At 72.5% G+C, this 20082-nt stretch carries 17 protein-coding genes; 13 read left to right on the top strand and 4 right to left on the bottom strand.

The window, feature by feature from the left end:
• The first annotated feature begins 126 nt into the window (after positions 1 to 126).
• The 11 genes from ftsZ (at position 127) to FS793_RS00595 (ending at position 11464) form a co-directional block, all read left to right on the top strand.
• Complete coding sequence (gene ftsZ, locus FS793_RS00545) at positions 127 to 1317, top strand: cell division protein FtsZ (protein WP_144717527.1); 1191 nt, start codon at positions 127 to 129, stop codon at positions 1315 to 1317.
• 11 nt (positions 1318 to 1328) lie between these two features.
• Positions 1329 to 2000 (top strand): YggS family pyridoxal phosphate-dependent enzyme, encoded by a 672-nt coding sequence (locus tag FS793_RS00550; protein WP_144717529.1) that lies wholly within the window; start codon positions 1329 to 1331, stop codon positions 1998 to 2000.
• 25 nt (positions 2001 to 2025) lie between these two features.
• Positions 2026 to 2493 (top strand): cell division protein SepF, encoded by a 468-nt coding sequence (locus FS793_RS00555; protein ID WP_144717531.1) that lies wholly within the window; start codon positions 2026 to 2028, stop codon positions 2491 to 2493.
• A gap of 1 nt (position 2494) precedes the next feature.
• The gene (locus FS793_RS00560) at positions 2495 to 2785 is read left to right on the top strand and encodes a YggT family protein (protein WP_144717533.1); all 291 of its coding nucleotides are present in this window, start codon (positions 2495 to 2497) and stop codon (positions 2783 to 2785) included.
• 108 nt (positions 2786 to 2893) lie between these two features.
• Positions 2894 to 3523, top strand: coding sequence for a DivIVA domain-containing protein (locus FS793_RS00565; RefSeq protein WP_144717535.1), 630 nt, complete (start codon positions 2894 to 2896; stop codon positions 3521 to 3523).
• On the top strand, positions 3524 to 4108 hold the full coding sequence (lspA, locus tag FS793_RS00570) for a signal peptidase II (RefSeq protein WP_144717537.1): 585 nt from the start codon (positions 3524 to 3526) through the stop codon (positions 4106 to 4108). It begins immediately after the preceding gene.
• Entirely contained in the window at positions 4108 to 5025 is a 918-nt protein-coding gene (locus tag FS793_RS00575) for an RluA family pseudouridine synthase (RefSeq protein WP_144717539.1), read from the top strand. Before lspA ends, FS793_RS00575 begins: the two co-directional genes overlap by 1 nt.
• Before the next feature lie 96 nt (positions 5026 to 5121).
• On the top strand, positions 5122 to 8622 hold the full coding sequence (dnaE, locus tag FS793_RS00580; protein WP_144717541.1) for a DNA polymerase III subunit alpha: 3501 nt from the start codon (positions 5122 to 5124) through the stop codon (positions 8620 to 8622).
• Positions 8623 to 8695: 73 nt separating this feature from the next.
• Positions 8696 to 9979, top strand: coding sequence for a histidinol dehydrogenase (gene hisD, locus FS793_RS00585; protein WP_144717542.1), 1284 nt, complete (start codon positions 8696 to 8698; stop codon positions 9977 to 9979).
• Between the two features lies 1 nt (position 9980).
• Positions 9981 to 10448, top strand: coding sequence for a transcriptional regulator NrdR (gene nrdR, locus FS793_RS00590; protein WP_144717544.1), 468 nt, complete (start codon positions 9981 to 9983; stop codon positions 10446 to 10448).
• On the top strand, positions 10445 to 11464 hold the full coding sequence (locus tag FS793_RS00595; protein WP_144717546.1) for a quinone-dependent dihydroorotate dehydrogenase: 1020 nt from the start codon (positions 10445 to 10447) through the stop codon (positions 11462 to 11464). Before nrdR ends, FS793_RS00595 begins: the two co-directional genes overlap by 4 nt.
• 28 nt (positions 11465 to 11492) lie before the next feature.
• Here the strand turns inward: FS793_RS00595 and FS793_RS16025 are convergent, their stop codons facing one another.
• The 4 genes from FS793_RS16025 to ku form a co-directional block, all read right to left on the bottom strand.
• Positions 11493 to 11651 (bottom strand): hypothetical protein, encoded by a 159-nt coding sequence (locus tag FS793_RS16025; protein ID WP_186329253.1) that lies wholly within the window; start codon positions 11649 to 11651, stop codon positions 11493 to 11495.
• Between the two features lie 26 nt (positions 11652 to 11677).
• Positions 11678 to 12634 (bottom strand): methyltransferase family protein, encoded by a 957-nt coding sequence (locus FS793_RS00600; protein ID WP_144717548.1) that lies wholly within the window; start codon positions 12632 to 12634, stop codon positions 11678 to 11680.
• 708 nt (positions 12635 to 13342) lie between these two features.
• Complete coding sequence (gene ligD / locus FS793_RS00610) at positions 13343 to 15694, bottom strand: non-homologous end-joining DNA ligase (protein ID WP_260979952.1); 2352 nt, start codon at positions 15692 to 15694, stop codon at positions 13343 to 13345.
• Between the two features lie 10 nt (positions 15695 to 15704).
• Entirely contained in the window at positions 15705 to 16535 is an 831-nt protein-coding gene (gene ku / locus FS793_RS00615; protein WP_144717550.1) for a non-homologous end joining protein Ku, read from the bottom strand.
• 108 nt (positions 16536 to 16643) lie between these two features.
• On the opposite strand from ku, the gene FS793_RS00620 reads away from it, so the two are divergent.
• Together FS793_RS00620 and FS793_RS00625 are read left to right on the top strand one after the other, a co-directional pair.
• Complete coding sequence (locus FS793_RS00620) at positions 16644 to 18623, top strand: hypothetical protein (RefSeq protein ID WP_144717552.1); 1980 nt, start codon at positions 16644 to 16646, stop codon at positions 18621 to 18623.
• Complete coding sequence (locus FS793_RS00625) at positions 18620 to 20080, top strand: MFS transporter (RefSeq protein WP_144717554.1); 1461 nt, start codon at positions 18620 to 18622, stop codon at positions 20078 to 20080. Before FS793_RS00620 ends, FS793_RS00625 begins: the two co-directional genes overlap by 4 nt.
• Positions 20081 to 20082 lie beyond the last annotated feature (2 nt).

A 20082-nucleotide genomic window follows, 5' to 3' on the forward strand; every position in this document is an offset into this window, starting at 1 on the left:
GCATCCGCGCGGCGTGTCTCGGGGCTGGTGCCTCGCCCCGGCCGTACCGTCGGGATCGACAAAGAACGCTGAGGAAATCTCTAAACCTCTACCTGAGGTTGAAGGTTTCGATCGAGGGGCCGGACCGTGACTTCGAACAACAACTACCTCGCCGTCATCAAGGTGGTCGGCGTCGGCGGCGGCGGCGTGAACGCCGTGAACCGGATGATCGACCTGGGCCTGCGCGGCGTCGAGTTCATCGCGATCAACACCGACGCGCAGGCGCTGCTGCTCAGCGACGCCGACGTCAAGCTCGACGTCGGCCGCGAGCTCACGAAGGGCCTCGGCGCAGGCGCCGACCCCGAGGTGGGTCGTCGCGCGGCGGAGGACCACGCCGAGGAGATCGAGGAGGCCCTCGCGGGCTCCGACATGGTCTTCGTGACCGCGGGCGAGGGCGGCGGCACCGGCACGGGTGGCGCACCCGTCGTCGCACGGATCGCCAAGAGCCTCGGTGCCCTGACGGTCGGCGTCGTGACGAAGCCGTTCTCGTTCGAGGGCAAGCGTCGCCAGGCGCAGGCCGAGGCCGGCGTCGAGGCGCTGAAGAACGAGGTCGACACGCTCATCGTCGTGCCGAACGACCGCCTGCTCGAGATCTCCGACATGGGCATCTCGATGGTCGAGGCCTTCGAGACCGCCGACCAGGTGCTGCTCGCCGGCGTGCAGGGCATCACCGACCTCATCACGACGCCCGGCCTCATCAACGTCGACTTCGCCGACGTGAAGAGCGTCATGCAGGGCGCAGGCTCGGCCCTCATGGGCATCGGCTCGTCGCGCGGCGCCGACCGCGCCATCAAGGCCGCGGAGCTCGCCGTCGCGAGCCCGCTGCTCGAGGCCAAGATCGACGGCGCGCACGGCGTGCTGCTCTCGATCCAGGCGTCGTCGAACCTCGGCATCCACGAGACGTACGACGCGGCGAAGCTCGTGCAGGAGGCAGTGCACCCCGAGGCCAACATCATCTTCGGCACCGTCATCGACGACACGCTCGGCGACGAGGTGCGCGTCACGGTCATCGCGGCCGGCTTCGACGGCGGGGTGCCGATGGTGCGGACCGACGACGAGGTGCTGCGCACCACGCCGGCGCGCGACATGGGCATCGGCGGATTCCTCGGCGGCGCGACCGGCGCCGCCGCGGCCGAGTCGGCGGAGCCCGCGCCCGCGCAGGGTCGCCACGCGGGCCCGACGCCCGAGGTGCCCGAGCACCTCACGGGTCCCGTGCAGCCGCTCGGCGACAGCGACGAGGACGAGGACGAGTTCCTGCCCGACTTCCTGCGCCAGTAGGAGCCCTGCGGATGTCGACGGCAGCCGAACGGCTCGCAGCCGTCCGCGACGAGATCGCGTCGGCGCCCCACGGCGCCGACGCGACGCTCGTCGTGGTCACGAAGTTCCATCCCGCATCGCTCGTGCAGGAGCTCGCAGCCGCGGGCCAGCGCGACATGGGGGAGTCGCGGCATCCCGAGGCGCGCGACAAGGCCGCCGAGCTCGAGTCCTTCGGCCTCACGTGGCACTACGTCGGGCAGCTGCAGCGCAAGAAGGCCCGACAGGTCGCGCGGTACGCGCACGTGCTGCACTCGATCGACTCGACGGCGATCGTCGACGCGCTCGAGGGCGGCGAGCCCGGCGACGAGCTGCCGGTGCGCGACGCGTTCGTGCAGGTCAACCTCACCGACGACCCCGGTCGCGGTGGCGTCGACCCCGCATCGCTCGAGGCGCTCGCCGAGCGCGTCGAGGCATCGCCCGCACTGCGCCTGCTGGGCGTCATGGCCATCGCTCCGCTCGGCGAGGAGCCCGCATCCGCATTCGCACGCCTCGCGACGTACGCCGATCGCGTGCACCGCATCGCGCCGACGGCGCGCTGGCTGTCCGCAGGCATGTCGCAGGACTGGCGCGCGGCGCTCGAGCACGGCGCGACACACCTACGCATCGGCACGGCAATCACGGGAGAACGGCCAAGCACTCCGTAGCCTGGAGTGAGATCGGGAGGATCGCATGAGCAACGCATTGAAGAAGGCGGCCGTGTACTTCGGCTTCGCCGAGGAGGACGAGCTGACGCAGGAGTCGCCCGCCGTGCGCGCCTCCGAGCCGGAGGTCCGCGAGGAGCGCGCCGAGCGCCGCCAGGAGCGTCAGGAGCCGAAGCCGCGCGCCGTCGCGCCGCTGCGCCCCGCAGCCCAGGAGGTCGGATCCATGCACGAGATCCTCACGGTGCACCCGCGCCAGTACAAGGACGCGCAGGAGATCGCCGGTGCGTTCCGCGACGGCACGCCCGTCATCATCAACCTGTCGCAGATGACCGATGGCGACGCGCGTCGCCTCATCGACTTCTCCGCCGGCCTCACGCAGGGCCTGCAGGGTCGCATCGAGCGCGTGACGACGAAGGTCTACCTCCTGACGCCCGAGCACATCGCGGTCGCGGGCGGGCGCATGGAGGTCGGCGAGACCGACGCCTTCGCGCACTGACGTGCAGGTCGTCGCCTTCGCCGTGTACGTCGCGGCGAACATCCTCTTCTACGTGCTCTGGGCCCGTGTGATCCTCGACGTCGTGCGCCAGGTGCGCCGCGACTGGAAGCCCACGGGCCTCTGGCTCGCCGTGTCGGTCACGATCCTCACGCTCACCGACCCGATCCTCCGCGTCGCGCGCCGGGTCGTGAAGCCCGTGCGCGTGGGCGGCGCGATGCTCGACCTGTCGATGCTCGCCGTCATGGCGCTCGTGCTCGTCGTGGTCGTGATCTCGGGAGCCATGGCCTCCTGACCGTCGGTCGCCTCGGCGACCCCCGTCGGGCCGGTAGGCTCGTCACTCGATCCATCCCCCGGAGCCGCGCACTACAGTGGACTCCGATCCTCGAGGAAAGGCTGCACGATGGCACTGACGCCGAACGACATCGTCGAGAGGACGTTCGAGACGACGCGCTTCCGCGACGGCTACGACCAGGATGAGGTCGACAACTTCCTCGACGAGATCGTGACGGAGTTCCGCGCGGTCATCGCCGAGAAGGAGCGTCTCGAGGCCCGCGTCGCCGAGCTCGAGGCCGGCGCTCCCGCAGCCCCCGTCGCCGCACCCGTCGCATCGGCGCCCGCGCCCGAGCCCACGCCGGCTCCCGTCGTCGAGGCCCCCGCCGCCCCCGAGGCCGAGGCCTCCGCGTCGGCCGTGTCGCCCGAGGGTCTCCTCGCCCTCGCGCAGCGCGTGCACGACGAGCACGTCGCCGAGGGCCAGCGCCGCAAGGACGAGCTCGTCGCCGAGGCCGAGGGCCAGGCGAAGGAGATCGAGACGGCCGCGACCAAGCGTCGTGCCGACCTCGAGAAGGAGTTCGAGAAGACGAAGTCGACGCTCGAGCAGGAGAAGTCGGACCTCGAGACGAAGATCGACGAGCTGAAGACGTTCGAGCGCGACTACCGTCTGCGCCTGCGCGGCTACATCGAGAGCCAGCTGCGCGACCTCGACCGCACGTCGTTCGCGTTCGGCGGCTCCTCCGCTCCCGCGCAGCAGTAGGTGTCCGCCACCCGCGGCGTCGCCTGGCGCCTCGTCGCGCTGCTCGTCGGCATCGCCGTCGCGGGCTGGGGCGTCGACCTCCTCGTGAAGGAGTGGGTGCTGGCGACGCTGCCCGAGGGGCGGCAGGTGCAGGTGCTCGGCGAGCTGCTGCAGTGGCACTTCGTGCGCAACCCCGGCGCCGCGTTCTCGCTGGCGGCAGGGATGACGTGGATCTTCACGCTCATCTCGGCCGTCGTCGCCGTGATCATCCTCGTGCAGGCGTTCCGCGTGCGGTCGCTGGCGTGGACGATCGTGCTCGGTGCGCTGCTCGGCGGCGTCGTCGGCAACCTCACCGACCGGATCATCCGCGAGCCCGGCGGCCTGCAGGGTCACGTGATCGACTTCATCCAGGTGTGGGGCTTCCCGGCGATCTTCAACGTCGCCGACATGCTCGTGGTCTGCGCCATGGGTGCGTTCATCGTGCTGGTGCTGCGCGGCGAGGGCCTCGACGGCGTGCGACGCACGGACGAGCCGAGGCCGGCGCCCGAGGCGGAGCCGGAGCGGGCGTCGCGCAGCGAGTCCGAGGCTGCGAGCAGCTCGGACTGATGGAGGAGCGCTCCCTCATCGTGCCGCCCGGCCTCGACGGGCAGCGCGCCGACGCAGGCATCGCCCGCGTGCTCGGCCTCTCGCGCACGGCGGTCGCCGACGCGATCGAGGCCGGTGGCGCCGTGCAGGACGGCCGCGTGCTCGGCAAGTCCGACCGCCTGCGCGGCGAGGCGTGGCTCGAGGTGCGCTGGGAGGCCAGGCGCGAGCCGACCGTCGAGCCCGTCGCGGTGCCCGACCTGCGCATCGTGCACGATGACGACGACCTCGTGGTCGTCGACAAGCCGGCGGGCGTCGCCGCGCATCCGTCGATGGGATGGTCGGGACCGACGGTGCCCGGCGCCCTCGCCGCGGCGGGGTTCCGCATCTCGACGTCGGGCGCCGCCGAGCGGCAGGGCATCGTGCATCGCCTCGACGCGGGCACGAGCGGCCTCATGGTCGTGGCGAAGAGCGAGCGCGCCTACACGTCGCTGAAGGCGCAGTTCCACGATCGCGAGGTCGAGAAGGTGTACCACGCGGCGGTGCAGGGGCGTCCCGATCCGCTGCGCGGCACGATCGACGCGCCCATCGGTCGGCATCCGAGCCACGAGTGGCGCTTCGCGGTCGTGTCGAGCGGCAAGCACGCCGTCACGCACTACGAGACGCTCGAGGCGTTCCGCGACGGCAGCCTCGTCGAGGTGCATCTCGAGACCGGCCGCACGCACCAGATCCGCGTGCACATGGCAGCGCAGCGCCATCCCTGCCTCGGCGACGCCATGTACGGCGCCGACCCCACGCTGTCGGCGCGACTCGGGCTCGAGCGGCAGTGGCTCCACGCGGTGCGCCTCGGCTTCACGCATCCAGCGACGGGGGAGTGGCTCGAGACGACGAGCGAGCCCTCCGACGACCTGCGGCACGCGCTCGAGGTGCTCGAGGGCTGACCTCGTGCGCCCGATGCCGGGCGGCGATCCGAGGCGTCGACGCGGAGCGCGTCGGGATCGTGTCGCGTCGGTGGTCGCTCGTACGATGGAGGTCACATGAGCGATCAGTTCGCGCACCTCCACGTGCACACCGAGTACTCGATGCTCGACGGCGCGGCCCACGTCGGGCCGCTCGTCGAGGCCGCGGTCGAGCAGAGCATGCCCGCGATCGCGATGACCGACCACGGCAACGTCTTCGGCGCGTTCGACTTCTGGTCGAAGGCGACGAACGCCGGCATCAAGCCGATCATCGGCATGGAGGCGTACGTCACGCCCGGCACGCACCGCGGCGACCGCACCCGCGTGCGATGGGGCGACGAGGCAGGCGGCGACGACGTGTCGGGCGGTGGCTCGTACACGCACATGACGCTGCTGGCCGAGACGACGGCGGGCATGCACAACCTCTTCCGCATGGCGTCGCGCGCGTCGATGGAGGGCTTCTACTTCAAGCCGCGCCTCGACCGCGAGCTGCTCGCGGAGTACGCGGACGGCATCATCGCCACGACGGGATGCGTCGGTGGCGAGGTGCAGACGAAGCTGCGCCTCGGCCAGTACGACGAGGCGAAGAAGGCCGCGGGCGAGTTCCGCGACATCTTCGGCAAGGACAACTTCTTCGCCGAGATCATGGATCACGGCATCGACGTCGAGCGTCGCACGATGGGCGACCTCCTGCGCCTCGCGAAGGAGCTCGACCTGCCGCTCGTCGCGACGAACGACCTGCACTACACGCACGCCGCCGACGCCACGGCGCACTCGGCGCTGCTGTGCGTGCAGTCGGGCACGACGCTGCACGACCCGAAGCGCTTCAAGTTCGACGGCGAGGGCTACTACCTGAAGTCCGCCGCCGAGATGCGGCACATCTTCAAGGACCGGCCCGAGGCGTGCGACAACACGCTGCTCATCGCCGAGCGCTGCGACGTGCAGTTCGACACCCAGGCGAACTACATGCCGCGCTTCCCCGTGCCCGAGGGGCACACGGAGGAGTCCTGGTTCCGCCAGGAGGTCGCGTCGGGCCTCGAGCGCCGCTACCCGAACGGCGTCACCGAGAAGGTGCAGGCCCAGGCCGACTACGAGATGGGCGTCATCGCCCAGATGGGCTTCCCCGGCTACTTCCTCGTCGTCGCCGACTTCATCAACTGGGCGAAGGAGAACGGCATCCGCGTCGGTCCGGGCCGTGGCTCGGGCGCCGGCTCGATGGCCGCCTACGCGCTGCGCATCACCGACCTCGACCCGCTCGAGCACGGCCTCATCTTCGAGCGCTTCCTGAACCCCGACCGCGTCTCGATGCCCGACTTCGACGTCGACTTCGACGATCGTCGCCGCTCCGAGGTGATCCGCTACGTCACCGAGAAGTACGGCACGGAGCGCGTCGCGCAGATCGTCACGTACGGCACCATCAAGTCGAAGCAGGCGCTCAAGGACGCGACCCGCGTGCTGGGCCAGCCGTTCGGGCTCGGCGAGCGCCTCACGAAGGCGATGCCCGCGCCGATCATGGCGAAGGACATCCCGCTCTCGGGCATCATCGACCCCGAGCACCCGCGGTACAAGGAGGCGGGCGACTTCCGCGCCATCCTCGACGCCGACCCCGACGCGCGCACCGTCTACGACACCGCGCTCGGCATCGAGAACCTGAAGCGCCAGTGGGGCGTGCACGCCGCCGGCGTCATCATGTCGTCCGACCCGCTGCTCGACATCATCCCCGTGATGAAGCGCGAGCAGGACGGCGCGATCATCACGCAGTTCGACTATCCGACCTGCGAGTCGCTCGGCCTCATCAAGATGGACTTCCTGGGGCTCCGCAACCTCACGATCATCTCCGACGCCCTCGACAACATCACGGCCAACCGTGGCGAGACCCTCGACCTCGAGGGGCTCGCGCTCGACGACCGCGGCGCCTACGAGCTGCTCACCCGCGGCGACTCCCTCGGCGTCTTCCAGCTCGACGGCGGCCCGCTGCGCTCGCTCATGCGCCTCATGCGCCCCGACTCCTTCGAGGACATCTCGGCCCTCATCGCCCTGTACCGTCCGGGGCCCATGGGTGCGAACTCGCACACGAACTACGCGCTGCGCAAGAACGGGCAGCAGCCGATCACGCCCATCCATCCCGAGCTCGAGGCGCCGCTCGCCGACATCCTCGAGGAGTCGTACGGCCTCATCATCTACCAGGAGCAGGTGATGGCGATCGCGCAGAAGGTCGCGGGCTTCACGCTCGGCGAGGCCGACATCCTGCGTCGCGCGATGGGCAAGAAGAAGAAGTCCGAGCTCGACAAGCAGTTCGCGGGCTTCTCGCAGGGCATGCAGGATCGCGGCTACTCGATGTCGGCCGTCGAGAAGCTGTGGGAGATCCTGCTGCCGTTCTCGGACTACGCCTTCAACAAGGCGCACTCCGCCGCGTACGGCGTCATCTCGTACTGGACCGCGTACCTGAAGGCGCACTACGCGCCCGAGTACATGGCCGCGCTGCTCACGAGCGTCGGCGACTCGAAGGACAAGATGGCGCTCTACCTCTCGGAGTGCCGGCGCATGGGCATCACGGTGCTGCCGCCCGACGTCAACTCCTCGTCGCTGCGCTTCACGGCCGTCGGCGACGACATCCGCTTCGGCCTGGGCGCCGTGCGCAACGTCGGCGCGAACGTCGTCGACGCCATCGTCGCCGCGCGCTCGCCCGAGCCGTACGACTCGTTCCACGACTACCTGCAGAAGGTGCCGGTCGCGGCGGCGAACAAGCGCACGGTCGAGTCGCTCATCAAGGCGGGTGCGTTCGACTCGATGGGCTCGACGCGTCGTGCGCTGCTCGAGGTGCACGAGGACGCCGTCGACCAGGCCGTCACCGACAAGAAGCGCGCCGAGCACGGCGCCATCGGCTTCGACTTCGACTCGCTGTGGGACGAGCCCGAGCATCAGCAGAAGGTGCCCGACCGCCCCGAGTGGGCCAAGCGCGACAAGCTGGCGTTCGAGCGCGAGATGCTCGGCCTCTACGTCTCCGACCATCCGCTCGCGGGCCTCGACCTCGAGCTCGCGAAGCACGCGAGCCACCAGATCCAGACGCTCGGCGACGACGCGGAGGATGGCGACACCGTGACGGTCGCCGGCCTCATCACGACGGCGCAGCATCGCGTCGCGCGCCAGTCGGGCAACCCGTACGGCATCCTCACGATCGAGGACTTCGGCGGCGAGGTCGACGTCATGGTGCTCGGCAAGTCGTACACGGCCTTCCAGCACGACCTGCAGGCAGACCGCATCGCCGTCGTGCGGGGTCGGTTCCGCACGCGCGACGAGGGCTTCACGCTGCACGCGAACCACCTCGAGTTCCCCGACCTGCTTCCCGTCGACGAGACGAAGCCGCTCGAGCTGCGGCTCGTCGAGCGGCGGGCGACGCTCGCGGTCACGCGCGACCTGCGCGCGGTACTCGAGCGGCATCAGGGGCCGACCGAGGTGCGGATGCGGCTCGAGCGGCCGGGCGCGGCCCGGGTGTTCCGACTGCAGCACCAGGTGCAGATCTCGTCGGCGCTGTTCGGGGAGCTCAAGAGCCTGCTGGGGCCGTCGGCGCTCGTGTGACGTCGCGCCGCGCGGTGCGACGCTGAGCGCCTCCCGGTTCGAGCGGGCATCCCGGGCGCAATACCCTGGAGGCATGCTGCGACGCCTCGATCTGTCCGCGCGCGCCGACGTCCCCGACCTGCCTCGCGCAGCGAACGACGTCGACCGCGTGCTCGACGCCGCGCGCGAGCTCGTGGAGGCCGTGCGCACCGACGGCGCGGAGGCGCTCATCGCGCAGGCCGTGCGCTTCGATCGCGTGCACCCGCCGACGCTGCGCGTGCCGCAGGAGGCGCTCGACGCCGCGCTGGCCGCGCTCGACTCGTCGGTGCGGGCCGCGCTCGAGACGGCCATCGAGCGCGTGCGCCTCGCGACGGCGGCGCAGGTGCCCGCCGGCGCCACGACGACGCTCGGCGCGGGCGCCATCGTCGAGCAGCGCTGGGTGCCCGTCGCTCGCGCTGGCGTGTACGTGCCCGGCGGCAAGGCGGTCTACCCGTCGAGCGTCGTCATGAACGTCGTCGCGGCGCAGGTCGCGGGCGTCGAGCGCATCGTGCTCGCATCGCCGGCGCAGGCGGACCACGGCGGCCTGCCGCATCCCACGATCCTCGCCGCCGCGGCGATGCTCGGCGTCGACGAGGTGCTCGCCGCCGGCGGCGCCGGTGCGATCGGTGCCCTCGCGTACGGCGTGCCAGGCATCGTCGACGCCGTCGACGTCGTCACCGGCCCGGGCAACGTGTTCGTCGCCGCCGCGAAGCGCGTCGTCGGCGGCCACGTGCGCGTCGACTCGGAGGCCGGCCCCACCGAGATCCTCGTCATCGCCGATGCGTCGGCCGACGCCGATCTCGTGGCCGCCGACCTCGTGAGCCAGGCCGAGCACGACGAGCTCGCCGCCGCGGTGCTCGTGACCGACTCCGTCGCGCTCGCCGACGCGGTCGACGCCGCGCTCGAGGTGCGCGTCGCCGCGACGCCGCACGCCGAGCGCGTGCGCGTCTCGCTCGCAGCGGAGCAGTCGGCGACGATCCTCGTCGCCGACCTCGACCACGCGATCGCGGTGTCGGATGCGTACGCGCCCGAGCACCTCGAGATCATGACGGCCGACGACGACGCCGTCGTGGCGCGCATCCGCAACGCCGGGGCGATCTTCGTCGGGGCCGCGAGCCCCGTGAGCCTCGGCGACTACGCCGCGGGCTCCAACCACGTGCTGCCGACGGGCGGCCAGGCGGCGCGCGTCTCGGGCCTCGGCGCCGCGACGTTCCTGCGTCCGCAGCAGCTCGTGCGCTACGACCTCGAGGGTCTGCGCGGCGTGGCCGACGCCGTCGTCGCGCTCGCCGAGAGCGAGGACCTGCCCGCGCACGCCGAGGCGATCCGAGCGAGGCTCTGACATGCACTGCCCCTTCTGCCGGCACCCCGACTCGCGCGTCGTCGACACGCGGTCGTCGGACGACGGCCTCTCCATCCGCCGCCGCCGGCAGTGCCCGAGGTGCGACCGTCGCTTCACGACGACCGAGTCGGCGAGCCTCCTCGTCGTGAAGCGCTCGGGCGTCGTCGAGCCCTTCAGTCGCGACAAGGTCATCGAGGGCGTCAAGAAGGCGTGCCAGGGGCGACCCGTGACGGATGCGGACCTCGCGACCGTCGCGCAGAGCGTCGAGGAGGCGATCCGCGCCACGGGCGTGAGCCAGATCGACGCGAACGACATCGGCCTCGCCGTGCTGCCGCCGCTGCGCGAGCTCGACGAGGTCGCGTACCTGCGCTTCGCGAGCGTCTACCAGGCGTTCGAGTCGCTCGAGGACTTCGAGTCGGCCATCGAGGGCCTGCGCCGCGACCACGAGACGCAGGGAGCAGCCGAGTGAGGGCCTACGACGCGCTGTACGACCGCGTGCTGACGAGGATCGACGCCGAGCGTGCGCACCACATGGGAGCCATGGTCGTGCGGGCAGCAGGTCGACTGCGGCCCGGCGTGCGCACGGATCCGTCCCTGCGCGTGCACGCCCTCGGCCGCGAGTTCCCGACGCCGTTCGGCCTCGCTGCCGGCTTCGACAAGGACGCGTCGATGATCGCCGGCCTCGGTGCCCTCGGGTTCGGGCACGTCGAGGTGGGCACGCTCACCGCGATCCCGCAGCCGGGCAACGACCGGCCGCGCCTGTTCCGCCTGCTCGCCGACAAGGCGCTCGTCAACCGCATGGGCTTCAACAACGGGGGAGCGGCGGCGGCTGCCGAGCGCCTGCGCGCCGCCCGTGCCGCTCGGTCGCGCCCCGTGATCGGCGTGAACATCGGCAAGAGCCGCGTCGTCGAGGTCGACGACGCCATCGACGACTACCTCGTGTCGACGCGGCTGCTCGCGCCGCTCGCCGACTACCTCGCCGTCAACGTGTCGTCGCCGAACACGCCGGGCCTGCGCGGCCTGCAGGACGAGGAGCGCCTCGCGCCGCTGCTCGAGGCGGTGCGCGACGCGGCGGGCACGACGCCCGTGCTCGTGAAGATCGCGCCCGACCTCGACGACGACGCGATCGAGGGCGTCGCCGCGCTCGTGCAGCGACTCGGGCTCGCGGGCGTCATCGCCACGAACACGACGATCTCGCGCGACGGGCTGCGCACGGATGCCGCGACCGTCGAGGCTGCCGGTGCGGGCGGCCTGTCGGGCGCGCCGCTCGCCGGGCGCTCGCTCGCCGTGCTGCGCGTGCTGCGACGCGTGCTGCCCGCCGACGTGTGCGTGATCTCGGTCGGCGGCGTCACGACCGCCGAGGACGTCGCCGAGCGGCTGGCCGCGGGTGCGACGCTCGTGCAGGGCTACTCGGCGTTCGTGTACGAGGGCCCCGGCTGGGCAGCGCGCATCAATCGCGAGCTGCCGGCGCTGCTCGCACGCTGATCCGATCGGCCCCCGCGGACTGCGGACGCTAGAGCCCGGACTCGTCCTCCGTGGTCGCGTCGGGCACGGGCGTCGGACGCTCGTGGGTGATGGGATCGTCGTGGATCCACTCGGTGTCGGGCAGCGGCGCGGCGGACTGCGCCCCGCTCACCAGGCGACCGAACTCGTCGACGGACTTGTCTGTCATGGCGACTCCCTTCGTGAACGTGGACGCTACGCCTGCTCGTCCGTCGAGGGAAGGGGCTGGCGCGGCAGCCAGCAGCGCACCAGGTCGCGGTAGGCGGCGTAGTCGGCGCCGAACCGGGCGAGCAGGTCGGCCTCCTCCTCGGGGCGCACGGCCTGGTTCCACACGAGCGAGCCTGCGGCGGCCCAGACGACGACCATCCACGAGCCGATCGCGAGGCCTACGGCCATGCCCTGCACGATGCCCGCGATGGCCATCGGGTTGCGCACCCACCGGTAGGGCCCGGCGACGACGAGCCTGCGGGTCTGCGTCGACGGCAGCGGCGTGCCCTCGCCGAGCACCGCGAGCGAGCGTGCCGACCAGACGCCGAGCACCGAGGCGGCGACGAGCAGCAGGATGCCGAGGGCCTGCACGACCGGCGGTGGCTCGATGCGCAGCAGCCAGCGTGCCTCGACGAGCGCGATGATCGCGGGCAGCACGACGAGGAAGGTGCCCCAGAACACGACGGTCTGTCGCGCGGTGCGGGCGACGTTGGTGCGGGCGGCGGCGACGGGCGCGACGGCGAAGGCGAAGGCGCCACGGGTCACGAGCTCGCCGGGGATGCGGCCCAGCAGCACGAGCAACGCCGCGGCGATGCTCGCGGCTGCGGCGGCGAGCATGAGCACGGCGCCGAGGCCTGCGAGCTGCGTGACGGTGGCGTAGCCGGCCATGCCGACGGCGACGAGCGTCGTCCAGGCGGTCGCGATCCACGTCGCCCATCGGATGCCGGCCGCGGCGAGTGCGGAGGCTGCGACGAAGAGCGGCAGGTCGACGGCGGCGACGGCGACGGGCGGCAATGCGCCGAGGGTCGCGTGCTGCACGGCGGGACTCAGGAAGACGCTGAGCCACCAGGCGGCGCCCGCGATCGCCTGCACGCCGAAGTAGGCGCGCCCGAGCGCACGGAGGCGCGGGTCGGGTGCGTGGAGGGCAGCCCGACTCGAGTCCATGCGGCGAGCGTAGCCAGGGCCAGCGGGGAGGCGGCTGGTGTCAGGACGGCGCGTCGGCGAGCGGCGCAGCGCCCATGACCCGAGGCGCCGTCGTCGGTTGGCGGGATGCTCGCTCACCGCACCGCTGCCTCGACGAACCGCGGTCCGACGGGTGGTGGTCGGTCGACCTCGTCGTGGCCGAGCGGTGAGCGGTGAGCACCGGTGAAGGACGCCAGTGGTCGGTTGCCTGACCGTCCAGGCGGTGGCGCGTTCGAGGGGGTGGTGTCTGCGGCCGAGGTGGGCGCGGCTGCCCAGCCTGATCGTGCCGCCGTCCTTGCACATCGACGCCGTCGTTCGCGGGCTGGGTTGGGAAGGTCGGGTGCCCCGTTCGAGGCTCGCTCCGCTCGCACCTCGAGGAGCGGTTGGGAGGGTGCGCTCGACGTGCGCCGATCGAAGCTCAGGACGGTTCCCCATCAGCTGGTCGAGGAGCGGGCGAGCCCGAAGGGCGAGCACGCGTCACGAGACCACGCGACCGCCGCTCCCACGCAGCCGCGCGCATGGTCGCGACCAGCGGGCTCGTCGCGTGGTCTCGTGACGGCTCCTCGCTGCGCTCGGGGCCTCCGCGACCGGCTGCGAGGTGGGCGTCTCGTCTGGGCCGAGGTCGGCGCGAGCTCGGCTCCTCGACCGTCTGGAGCACGCGATCCCGTGGACTCCCGACCAGCGCCTCGCCTACCGGTCGGGGAGGGGCTCCAGGTCGTCGAGGGACTTGTCGGGGCGCAGGCCGCGCCAGACGGGCTGGCGGAACGCGCCTGCCTCCGTCACCGACGTGAAGCGCACCTCGCCGACGGCGGCGCGCATCCACGTCATCCGCTCGGCCACGTCGGCCGGCACGTCGTCGACGGCGCGGGATGCGCGCGACTGGTCGGGCAGGCGCTCGCGGATCGCAGCGCGATCCCGCGCCGAGAACCCGGTGCCGACCCGCCCCGCGTAGCGCAGGCTCCCATCGGTGGAGGGCGCCGCCAGCACGAGCGACCCGAACGTGCGCCCGAGCGACCCCTCGCCGGGCAGCCACCCCACGACGGCGACCTCGTGGGTGCGCACGTGCACGACCTTGCGCCAGTCGTCGCTGCGCACGCCGGGCTGGTACGTCGACGACAGCCGCTTCGCGACGAGCCCCTCGATGCCCAGTCGCTGCGAGGCCTCGACGATCGCCGACGCGCGCCCCGTCAGCTGCTCGGTGATGGCCACATGCGGCGAGGCCATGACGACGCGCTCGAGCTCCTCGCGCCGCTCGGACAGCGGCAGCCGCAGCAGCGACCGACCATCGACCTCGAGCGCGTCGAACAGCACGAGCGTCACCGGCTCGCCGCGATCGACCGCCCGACCGCGAGCGCGAGGATCGCCCAGCCGCCCCTGCAGCGACGAGAAGTCGCCGCCGCCCGAGCCGGCGACGAGCTCGCCGTCGAGCGTCGCCCGCTCAGCCGTCACGGCCTGGCGGATGGGTGCGAGCAGCTCCGAGAACCCGTCGGTGAGCGACTGCCCCGAGCGCGACTGCAGGCGCACGTCGTCGCCGTCGATGGTGACGAGCGCACGCCATCCGTCCCACTTCGGCTCGAACACCCAGCCGTCGCCGACGTCGGCGAGCGTGCGCGTGGATGCGAGCATCGGCGTGAGGGTGCGCGGCACGGCGGCACCCCGCGAGCGCGACTGCCGCTCGGCCGACGCCGTGGGCAGCTGCATGCGGTGGCACAGCCACTGGTCGCCATCGGTCTGCACGAGCGCGATGCGCACGGGCGAGCCGCCGAGGCCGCCGTCGGCGCGGCCGTGCAGCGTCACCGCCTTCAGCGCCGGATCCCAGTCCTTCACGGTGTAGTCGCCCGCGTCCCAGATGCGGATCTCGCCGGCGCCGTACTCGCCCTTCGGGATCACGCCCTCGAAGCGGCCGTACTCGAGCGGGTGGTCCTCGGTGCGCACCGCGAGGCGGTCCTTCGCGCCCGAGGTGGGGATGCCCTTCGGGATCGCCCACGACATGAGCACGCCGTCGTGCTCGAGGCGCAGATCCCAGTGCAGGCTCGACGCGTGGTGCTCGTGGATGACGAACGAGCGCCCGTAGGTCGGCTGCGGCGCCTCCTCGGGGATGGGCTCGGGCGTCTTGTCGGCCGAGCGCTTCTGCCGGTACACCGCGAGCCGGTCGACCATGGGCGGAGGCGCGAGGGATGCCAGCAGGTCGCCGTCGCGGGCGACGCGCTCGAGCACCTCGAGGTACGTCAGCTGCGCGAGGCCGTCGGACTCGATCTCGCGCCACGTGCGCGGCGCCGCGACGGTCGGCTGCGGCCGCCCGCGCAGGGAGTACGGCGCGACGGTCGTCTTGGCGCCGGAGTTCTGGCTCCAGTCGACGAGCACCTTGCCGACGCGGCTCGCCTTGCGCTGCGACGACACCACGAGGTCCGGATGCAGCTCCTCGAGCGACAGCGCGATGGCCTTCGCGAGCGCCGACGCCCGCTCCGACGAGAGCCCGTCGATGCGGGCGTAGAGGTGGATGCCCTTCGATCCGCTCGTGACGGGCAGCGGCCGCAGCCCCATGTCCTCCAGCAGGTCCTTCGCGAGCAGCGCGACCTCCTGGCACTCGGGCAGCCCCGCACCCTCGCCGGGGTCGAGGTCGAGCACGAGGCGATCGGGGTCGCGGCGCGCGCCGTCGGGGCCGAAGCGCCACTGCGGCACGTGCAGCTCGAGCGCCGCCATCTGCGCGAGCCACGCGAGCGTCGCGGCGTCCTCGACGAGCGGGTAGTCCTTGGGCCCCTCCTTGTGCTCGATGGGGCGGCGCGGGATCCACGAGGGCGCGCCCTGCTCGAGCGCCTTGACGAAGAAGACCTCGCCGGGATCGGACGCCGTGCCGACGCCGTGCACCCACCGCTTGCGCGTGACGGGGCGATCGCGCACGTGGGGGAGCATGACGGGCGCGACCTCCTGCAGGTACGCCATCACGTCGGCCTTCGTCGTGCCCGCGTCGGGGTAGAGCACCTTGTCGAGGTTCGAGACGCCGAGGGTGCGACCGCCGACGCGCACGCTCTGCTCGGCCACGCGCGCGTCCCTAGGCGGACTTCGAGCGCTTCGAGCCCGAGTCCTTCGCGTCCTTCTTCGCGCCTGCCTTGCGCCGCTCGACCGAGCGCTGCAGCGCCTCCATGAGGTCGAGCACCTCGGCCTCCTCGGCCGGCTCGCCGAACGTCGCGGCCGTGTCGATCGCATCGCCCTGCTCGAGCTTCGCGTCGACGAGCTGTCGGAGCTGCACCTGGTAGTCGTCCTCGTACTCGTCGGGCGCGAAGTCGCCGGAGAGCTGGTCGACGATCGCCTTCGCGAGGTCGAGCTCCTTCGACGGGATGCGCGGCCTCTCGTCGAGGCTCGCGAACTCGGCGGCGCGGATCTCGTCGTCCCACAGCATCGTCTGCACCATGAGCACGTCGTCGTGCACGCGCAGCACCGCGAGGCGCTGCCGCTGGCGGATCGAGATGCGCACGATCGCCGTGCGGGCGGTCTCGTCGAGCACGCGGCGGAGCAGCGTGTACGCCTTGAGCGCCGAGCCCGTGGGCTCGAGGTAGTACGACTTCTCGAGGCGGATGGGGTCGATCTGCTTCGACGGCACGAACTGCACGACCTCGATCTCGCGCGACCGCTCGACCGGCAGCGCCGCCAGGTCGTCGTCGCGCAGCACGACGGTCTTGCCGTCCTCCTCGTACGCCTTGTCGATGTTCGCGTAGGCCACGACCTCGCCGCACACCTCGCACTTGCGCTGGTACCGGATGCGCCCGCCGTCCTCGTCGTGCACCTGGTGCAGGCGCACGTCGTGCGTCTCGGTGGCCGAGTACAGCTTCACGGGCACGTTGACGAGCCCGAAGGCGATGGAACCCTTCCACATGGCGCGCATGTGCCCACTCTGGACCGTGCCCGAACCTTCGACAAGCCCTTGAGAGCGCGGGTGTGCAGGAGGGGCACGGCGACCCGATGCCAGCATGGCCTGGGCGAGGGGAGCGGCATGGCGAGGCGGGAGCGACCGGGAGCACGTCGCCGGCGCGCTCGCGATGCAGCCCGAGCCGCCGAGCAGACCAGGCTGCCCGGACCCGAGCGCTGGCGCAGGCCGAGCGGCGCGGAGCCACGAGCCGAGGCGACCGTCGCGCCGCCGCCGCCCGTGCGGCGTCTGCTCGTCGACGCCGACGGCGCCGCCGTCGAGGTGGAGGGCATGCGCGTCGAGGGCTCGCCCTCGGCCGAGGAGCTGCGCGGCTCGCTCGCCACGCTCGGACTCGACGACGTCGACGATGCCGTGCGTTCGGCCCACGCCGCGTTCGTCGCATCCGTGCGGGCGCGAGGGCCGGCGGACGCCGCGCGACGGGCGCTCGCGGTGCTGCACGCGATCGCGTCGTGGCGGTACTGGGGCGGGATCGTCGCGCTCGCGGGGTTCGCGGCAGCCATCCTGCTCTTCGGTGCGCCGATCTGGCTCGCGTCCCGACCCGACGAGGACCTGCGCGGCGAGCTCGGGGCGTCGGCGCTGTGGACGGGTGCGAGTGCGCTCACGCTCGTCGTGATGCTGGTGACGCTCGCGATCGAGCCGAAGACGCCGCCGACGGGACGGCCCGACGCGTCGTCGCAGGCGCAGCCGCAGGGACCGCGGACGCCGCATCGCCCCGGGGTCGGGCCGGGCGGCGTCGTCGCGATGATCGTGCTGCTGCTGTGGCTGCTGCTCGTCGTCGTGCTGCTCGTCGTGCGGACGTCGCTGCTCTCGGGCTGGTCGGGTGCCGTCGTCGGGGGCCTCATCCTCCACGCGCTGGCCATCGCCGTCTGGATCCCGCTGCTCGTCCTCCTCCGCCGAGGTCCGGGCGCCGGGATCCTGCCCGGCGTCGCGGATCCGCTCGACGACCTCCCCGAGGCTCGCCTCGCCGCGCTCGAGCGCATCTTCGGCGATCGCATCGGCGCGCTCGACCGGGGCACATGGACGGCGCTGCGGTCGGCGATGGAGTCGCAGGCCGATCGGCTGCTCGCCGCGGGAGCGATCGATGCGGGCACGCGCGCCGCGATGCTGCGCGTCGGTCCCATGGCGGGTCGCTTCGACGCCGCGCTCGCGGCGCGGCTCGCGCACGACCCCGACGGTGCGATCGTGCTGCGACCGCACGTGCCGCTGCCGGTCGTCGCCGCGATCCTGCGCGGTCGCGCGCACAGCGCGGGGCTCGTGCGCCGGGTCGTGGCGGCGGTCGCGGGGGATCGCCAGGACCGGGGCGCGCCGTTCGACGCCGCGGTGCTCGTCGACCTCGTCGCTGCCGCGCGCGTGCCCTCGCTCGCTCGAGACGCCACGCACCTCGTCGCCCTCTCGCGACTCTGGTCAGGCACGGTCGTCGCTGCGTGGGCTGCAGCGCTGGGCGCCGTGCTCGCGACGCTCCTGTGGCTGCCGACGGCATCCGACTTCCGCACGCCGACGTCGCCGACGGCCGCGGTCGCGCTCGCCGTCGTCGCCGTCGTGCTGCTGGCTGGCGCCGAGCTGCGCGAGCGGCTCGGTCGCCTGCGCGCCCTGCCCACGACGATCGCCTGGATCGGCGTGGCCGCGAGCGCGGCGCTCGCCGCGGCGCTCATCGACAGGGCGAACGCGTCCTCGCCGTACCTGCAGAGCGTGCGCGCCGGCGAGGTGATGGGCCTCGTCGTGATCGCGCTCGTGGCGTCCGCAGCCGCGGCCTGGCGCATCGCCGAGGTGCTGCGCGGCCGGCGGCACGACGCCGTGCACGCGAACTCCTCCGAGTGGCCGCTGTCGCAGGCGCGCGTCGCCGAGGTCGAGGCGCTTCGTCGCCGCAGGGCCGGGGCGACGGGTGCGGCGCTCGACGACGTCGCCGCCGAGGTCGAGGTGGCGCTGCGCCTCGCCGCGGAGCTCGGCAGGCTCGACCCGCAGGTCGCGGAGTCGGTCGCGACCGGTCCACGACGCGCCACGTGGCCGGAATGCGACGGGCCGATCTGGGGTTCGCCCTCTCGATGAGCACCCCCAGCGCAGCACCTCGCACCGCCGTCGGTCTCCGCTCGGAGCGCGGCCCGCTGCTGCTGGCGATGATGCTGTCGACGGGGCTCGTGGCGATCGACGCGACGATCCTCTCCACCGCGGTCCCGACCATCGTCGACGACCTCGGCGGCTTCGCGTCGTTCCCGTGGCTCTTCTCGATCTACCTGCTCGCGTCGTCGGTCACGACGCCCATCTACGCGAAGCTCGCCGACACCATCGGCCGCAAGCCCGTCATGCTGTTCGGCATCGCCGCGTTCCTCGTCGGCTCGCTGCTGTGCGGCGTCGCATGGGACATGCCCTCGCTCATCGCCTTCCGCGCCGTGCAGGGCATCGGCGCCGGCGCGATCCTGCCGGTGTCGATGACGATCGTCGGCGACGTGTACACGCTCGAGGAGCGCGCCCGCGTGCAGGGCTACCTCGCGTCGGTGTGGGCCATCTCGGCCGTCGTCGGTCCCACCCTCGGCGGCATCTTCGCGCAGCTGGACGCGTGGCGCTGGATCTTCCTCGTCAACGTGCCGCTGTGCATCCTCGCGGGCTGGCTCGTCATCACCCGATTCCGCGAGCGGGTCGAGCGCACCCACCATCGTCTCGACTGGCTGGGAGCGCTGCTGCTCACGGCGTCGCTCTCGTTGCTCATCCTCGGCGTGCTCGAGGGCGGGCGCGCGTGGGCGTGGGCGTCGCCGCTGTCGATCGGCATCCTCGGCGCCGGCGCCGTGCTGCTCGCGCTCTTCGTCGTCGTCGAGCGTCGCGCCGCCGAGCCGATCCTGCCGCCGCTGCTGCTCACGCGGCCGCTGCTGCGCACGACGGCGCTCATGGGCCTCGCGATCGGCGGCGGCCTCATCGGCCTCACCGCCTACGTGCCGACGTACCTCGAGGGCTCGATCGGCCTCGCGCCCATCTGGGCGGGCCTCGCCCTCGCCACGCTCACGCTCGGCTGGCCCATCGCTGCGTCGCTGTCGGGCCGTCTGTACCTGCGCATCGGATTCCGCGCCACGACGATCGTCGGCGGCACGATCCTCGTCGCGGCGGCCGTCGCGCTCGCAGCGCTCGCGGGCATCCCGTCGCCGTGGATCGTCGGCGCGCTCTGCCTGCTCATCGGCCTCGGCTTCGGCTTCACCGCCGTGCCGAGCGTCGTCGCGGCGCAGGCGAGCGTCGACTGGTCGGAGCGCGGCGTCGTGACGGGCGCGCAGATGTTCGCCCGCTCGATCGGCCAGGCGATCGGTGCTGCGGTGCTCGGGGCGCTCGCGAACGCGACGGTAGATGCGGTCGGCGGCGACGCCACCGATCCCGCCACGATCGTGTCGGCATCCCAGGTGGTGTTCATCGGCACCGCGGCCCTCACGGCGCTCGTGCTCGTCGCGGCCCTCGCGATGCCGCGCGACCGCGGCGTGCACGCACCGGCCCAGCCCGCCGAGACGAGCGCCGCGACCGAGTAGGC

The sequence above is a fragment of the Agrococcus jejuensis genome (genome assembly GCF_007679035.1).
Classification (GTDB): Bacteria; Actinomycetota; Actinomycetes; order Actinomycetales; family Microbacteriaceae; genus Agrococcus; species Agrococcus jejuensis_A.

Bases quoted from the DNA above. Each gene is read 5' to 3' on its own strand.
- FS793_RS00550 (WP_144717529.1), top strand. From the start codon at position 1,329: ATGTCGACGGCAGCCGAACGGCTCGCAGCCGTCCGCGACGAGATCGCG.
- FS793_RS00555 (WP_144717531.1), top strand. From the start codon at position 2,026: ATGAGCAACGCATTGAAGAAGGCGGCCGTGTACTTCGGCTTCGCCGAG.
- FS793_RS00565 (WP_144717535.1), top strand. From the start codon at position 2,894: ATGGCACTGACGCCGAACGACATCGTCGAGAGGACGTTCGAGACGACG.
- FS793_RS00575 (WP_144717539.1), top strand. From the start codon at position 4,108: ATGGAGGAGCGCTCCCTCATCGTGCCGCCCGGCCTCGACGGGCAGCGC.
- dnaE (WP_144717541.1), top strand. From the start codon at position 5,122: ATGAGCGATCAGTTCGCGCACCTCCACGTGCACACCGAGTACTCGATG.
- hisD (WP_144717542.1), top strand. From the start codon at position 8,696: ATGCTGCGACGCCTCGATCTGTCCGCGCGCGCCGACGTCCCCGACCTG.
- nrdR (WP_144717544.1), top strand. From the start codon at position 9,981: ATGCACTGCCCCTTCTGCCGGCACCCCGACTCGCGCGTCGTCGACACG.
- FS793_RS16025 (WP_186329253.1), bottom strand. From the start codon at position 11,651: ATGACAGACAAGTCCGTCGACGAGTTCGGTCGCCTGGTGAGCGGGGCG.
- FS793_RS00600 (WP_144717548.1), bottom strand. From the start codon at position 12,634: ATGGACTCGAGTCGGGCTGCCCTCCACGCACCCGACCCGCGCCTCCGT.
- ku (WP_144717550.1), bottom strand. From the start codon at position 16,535: ATGCGCGCCATGTGGAAGGGTTCCATCGCCTTCGGGCTCGTCAACGTG.
- FS793_RS00620 (WP_144717552.1), top strand. From the start codon at position 16,644: ATGGCGAGGCGGGAGCGACCGGGAGCACGTCGCCGGCGCGCTCGCGAT.
- FS793_RS00625 (WP_144717554.1), top strand. From the start codon at position 18,620: ATGAGCACCCCCAGCGCAGCACCTCGCACCGCCGTCGGTCTCCGCTCG.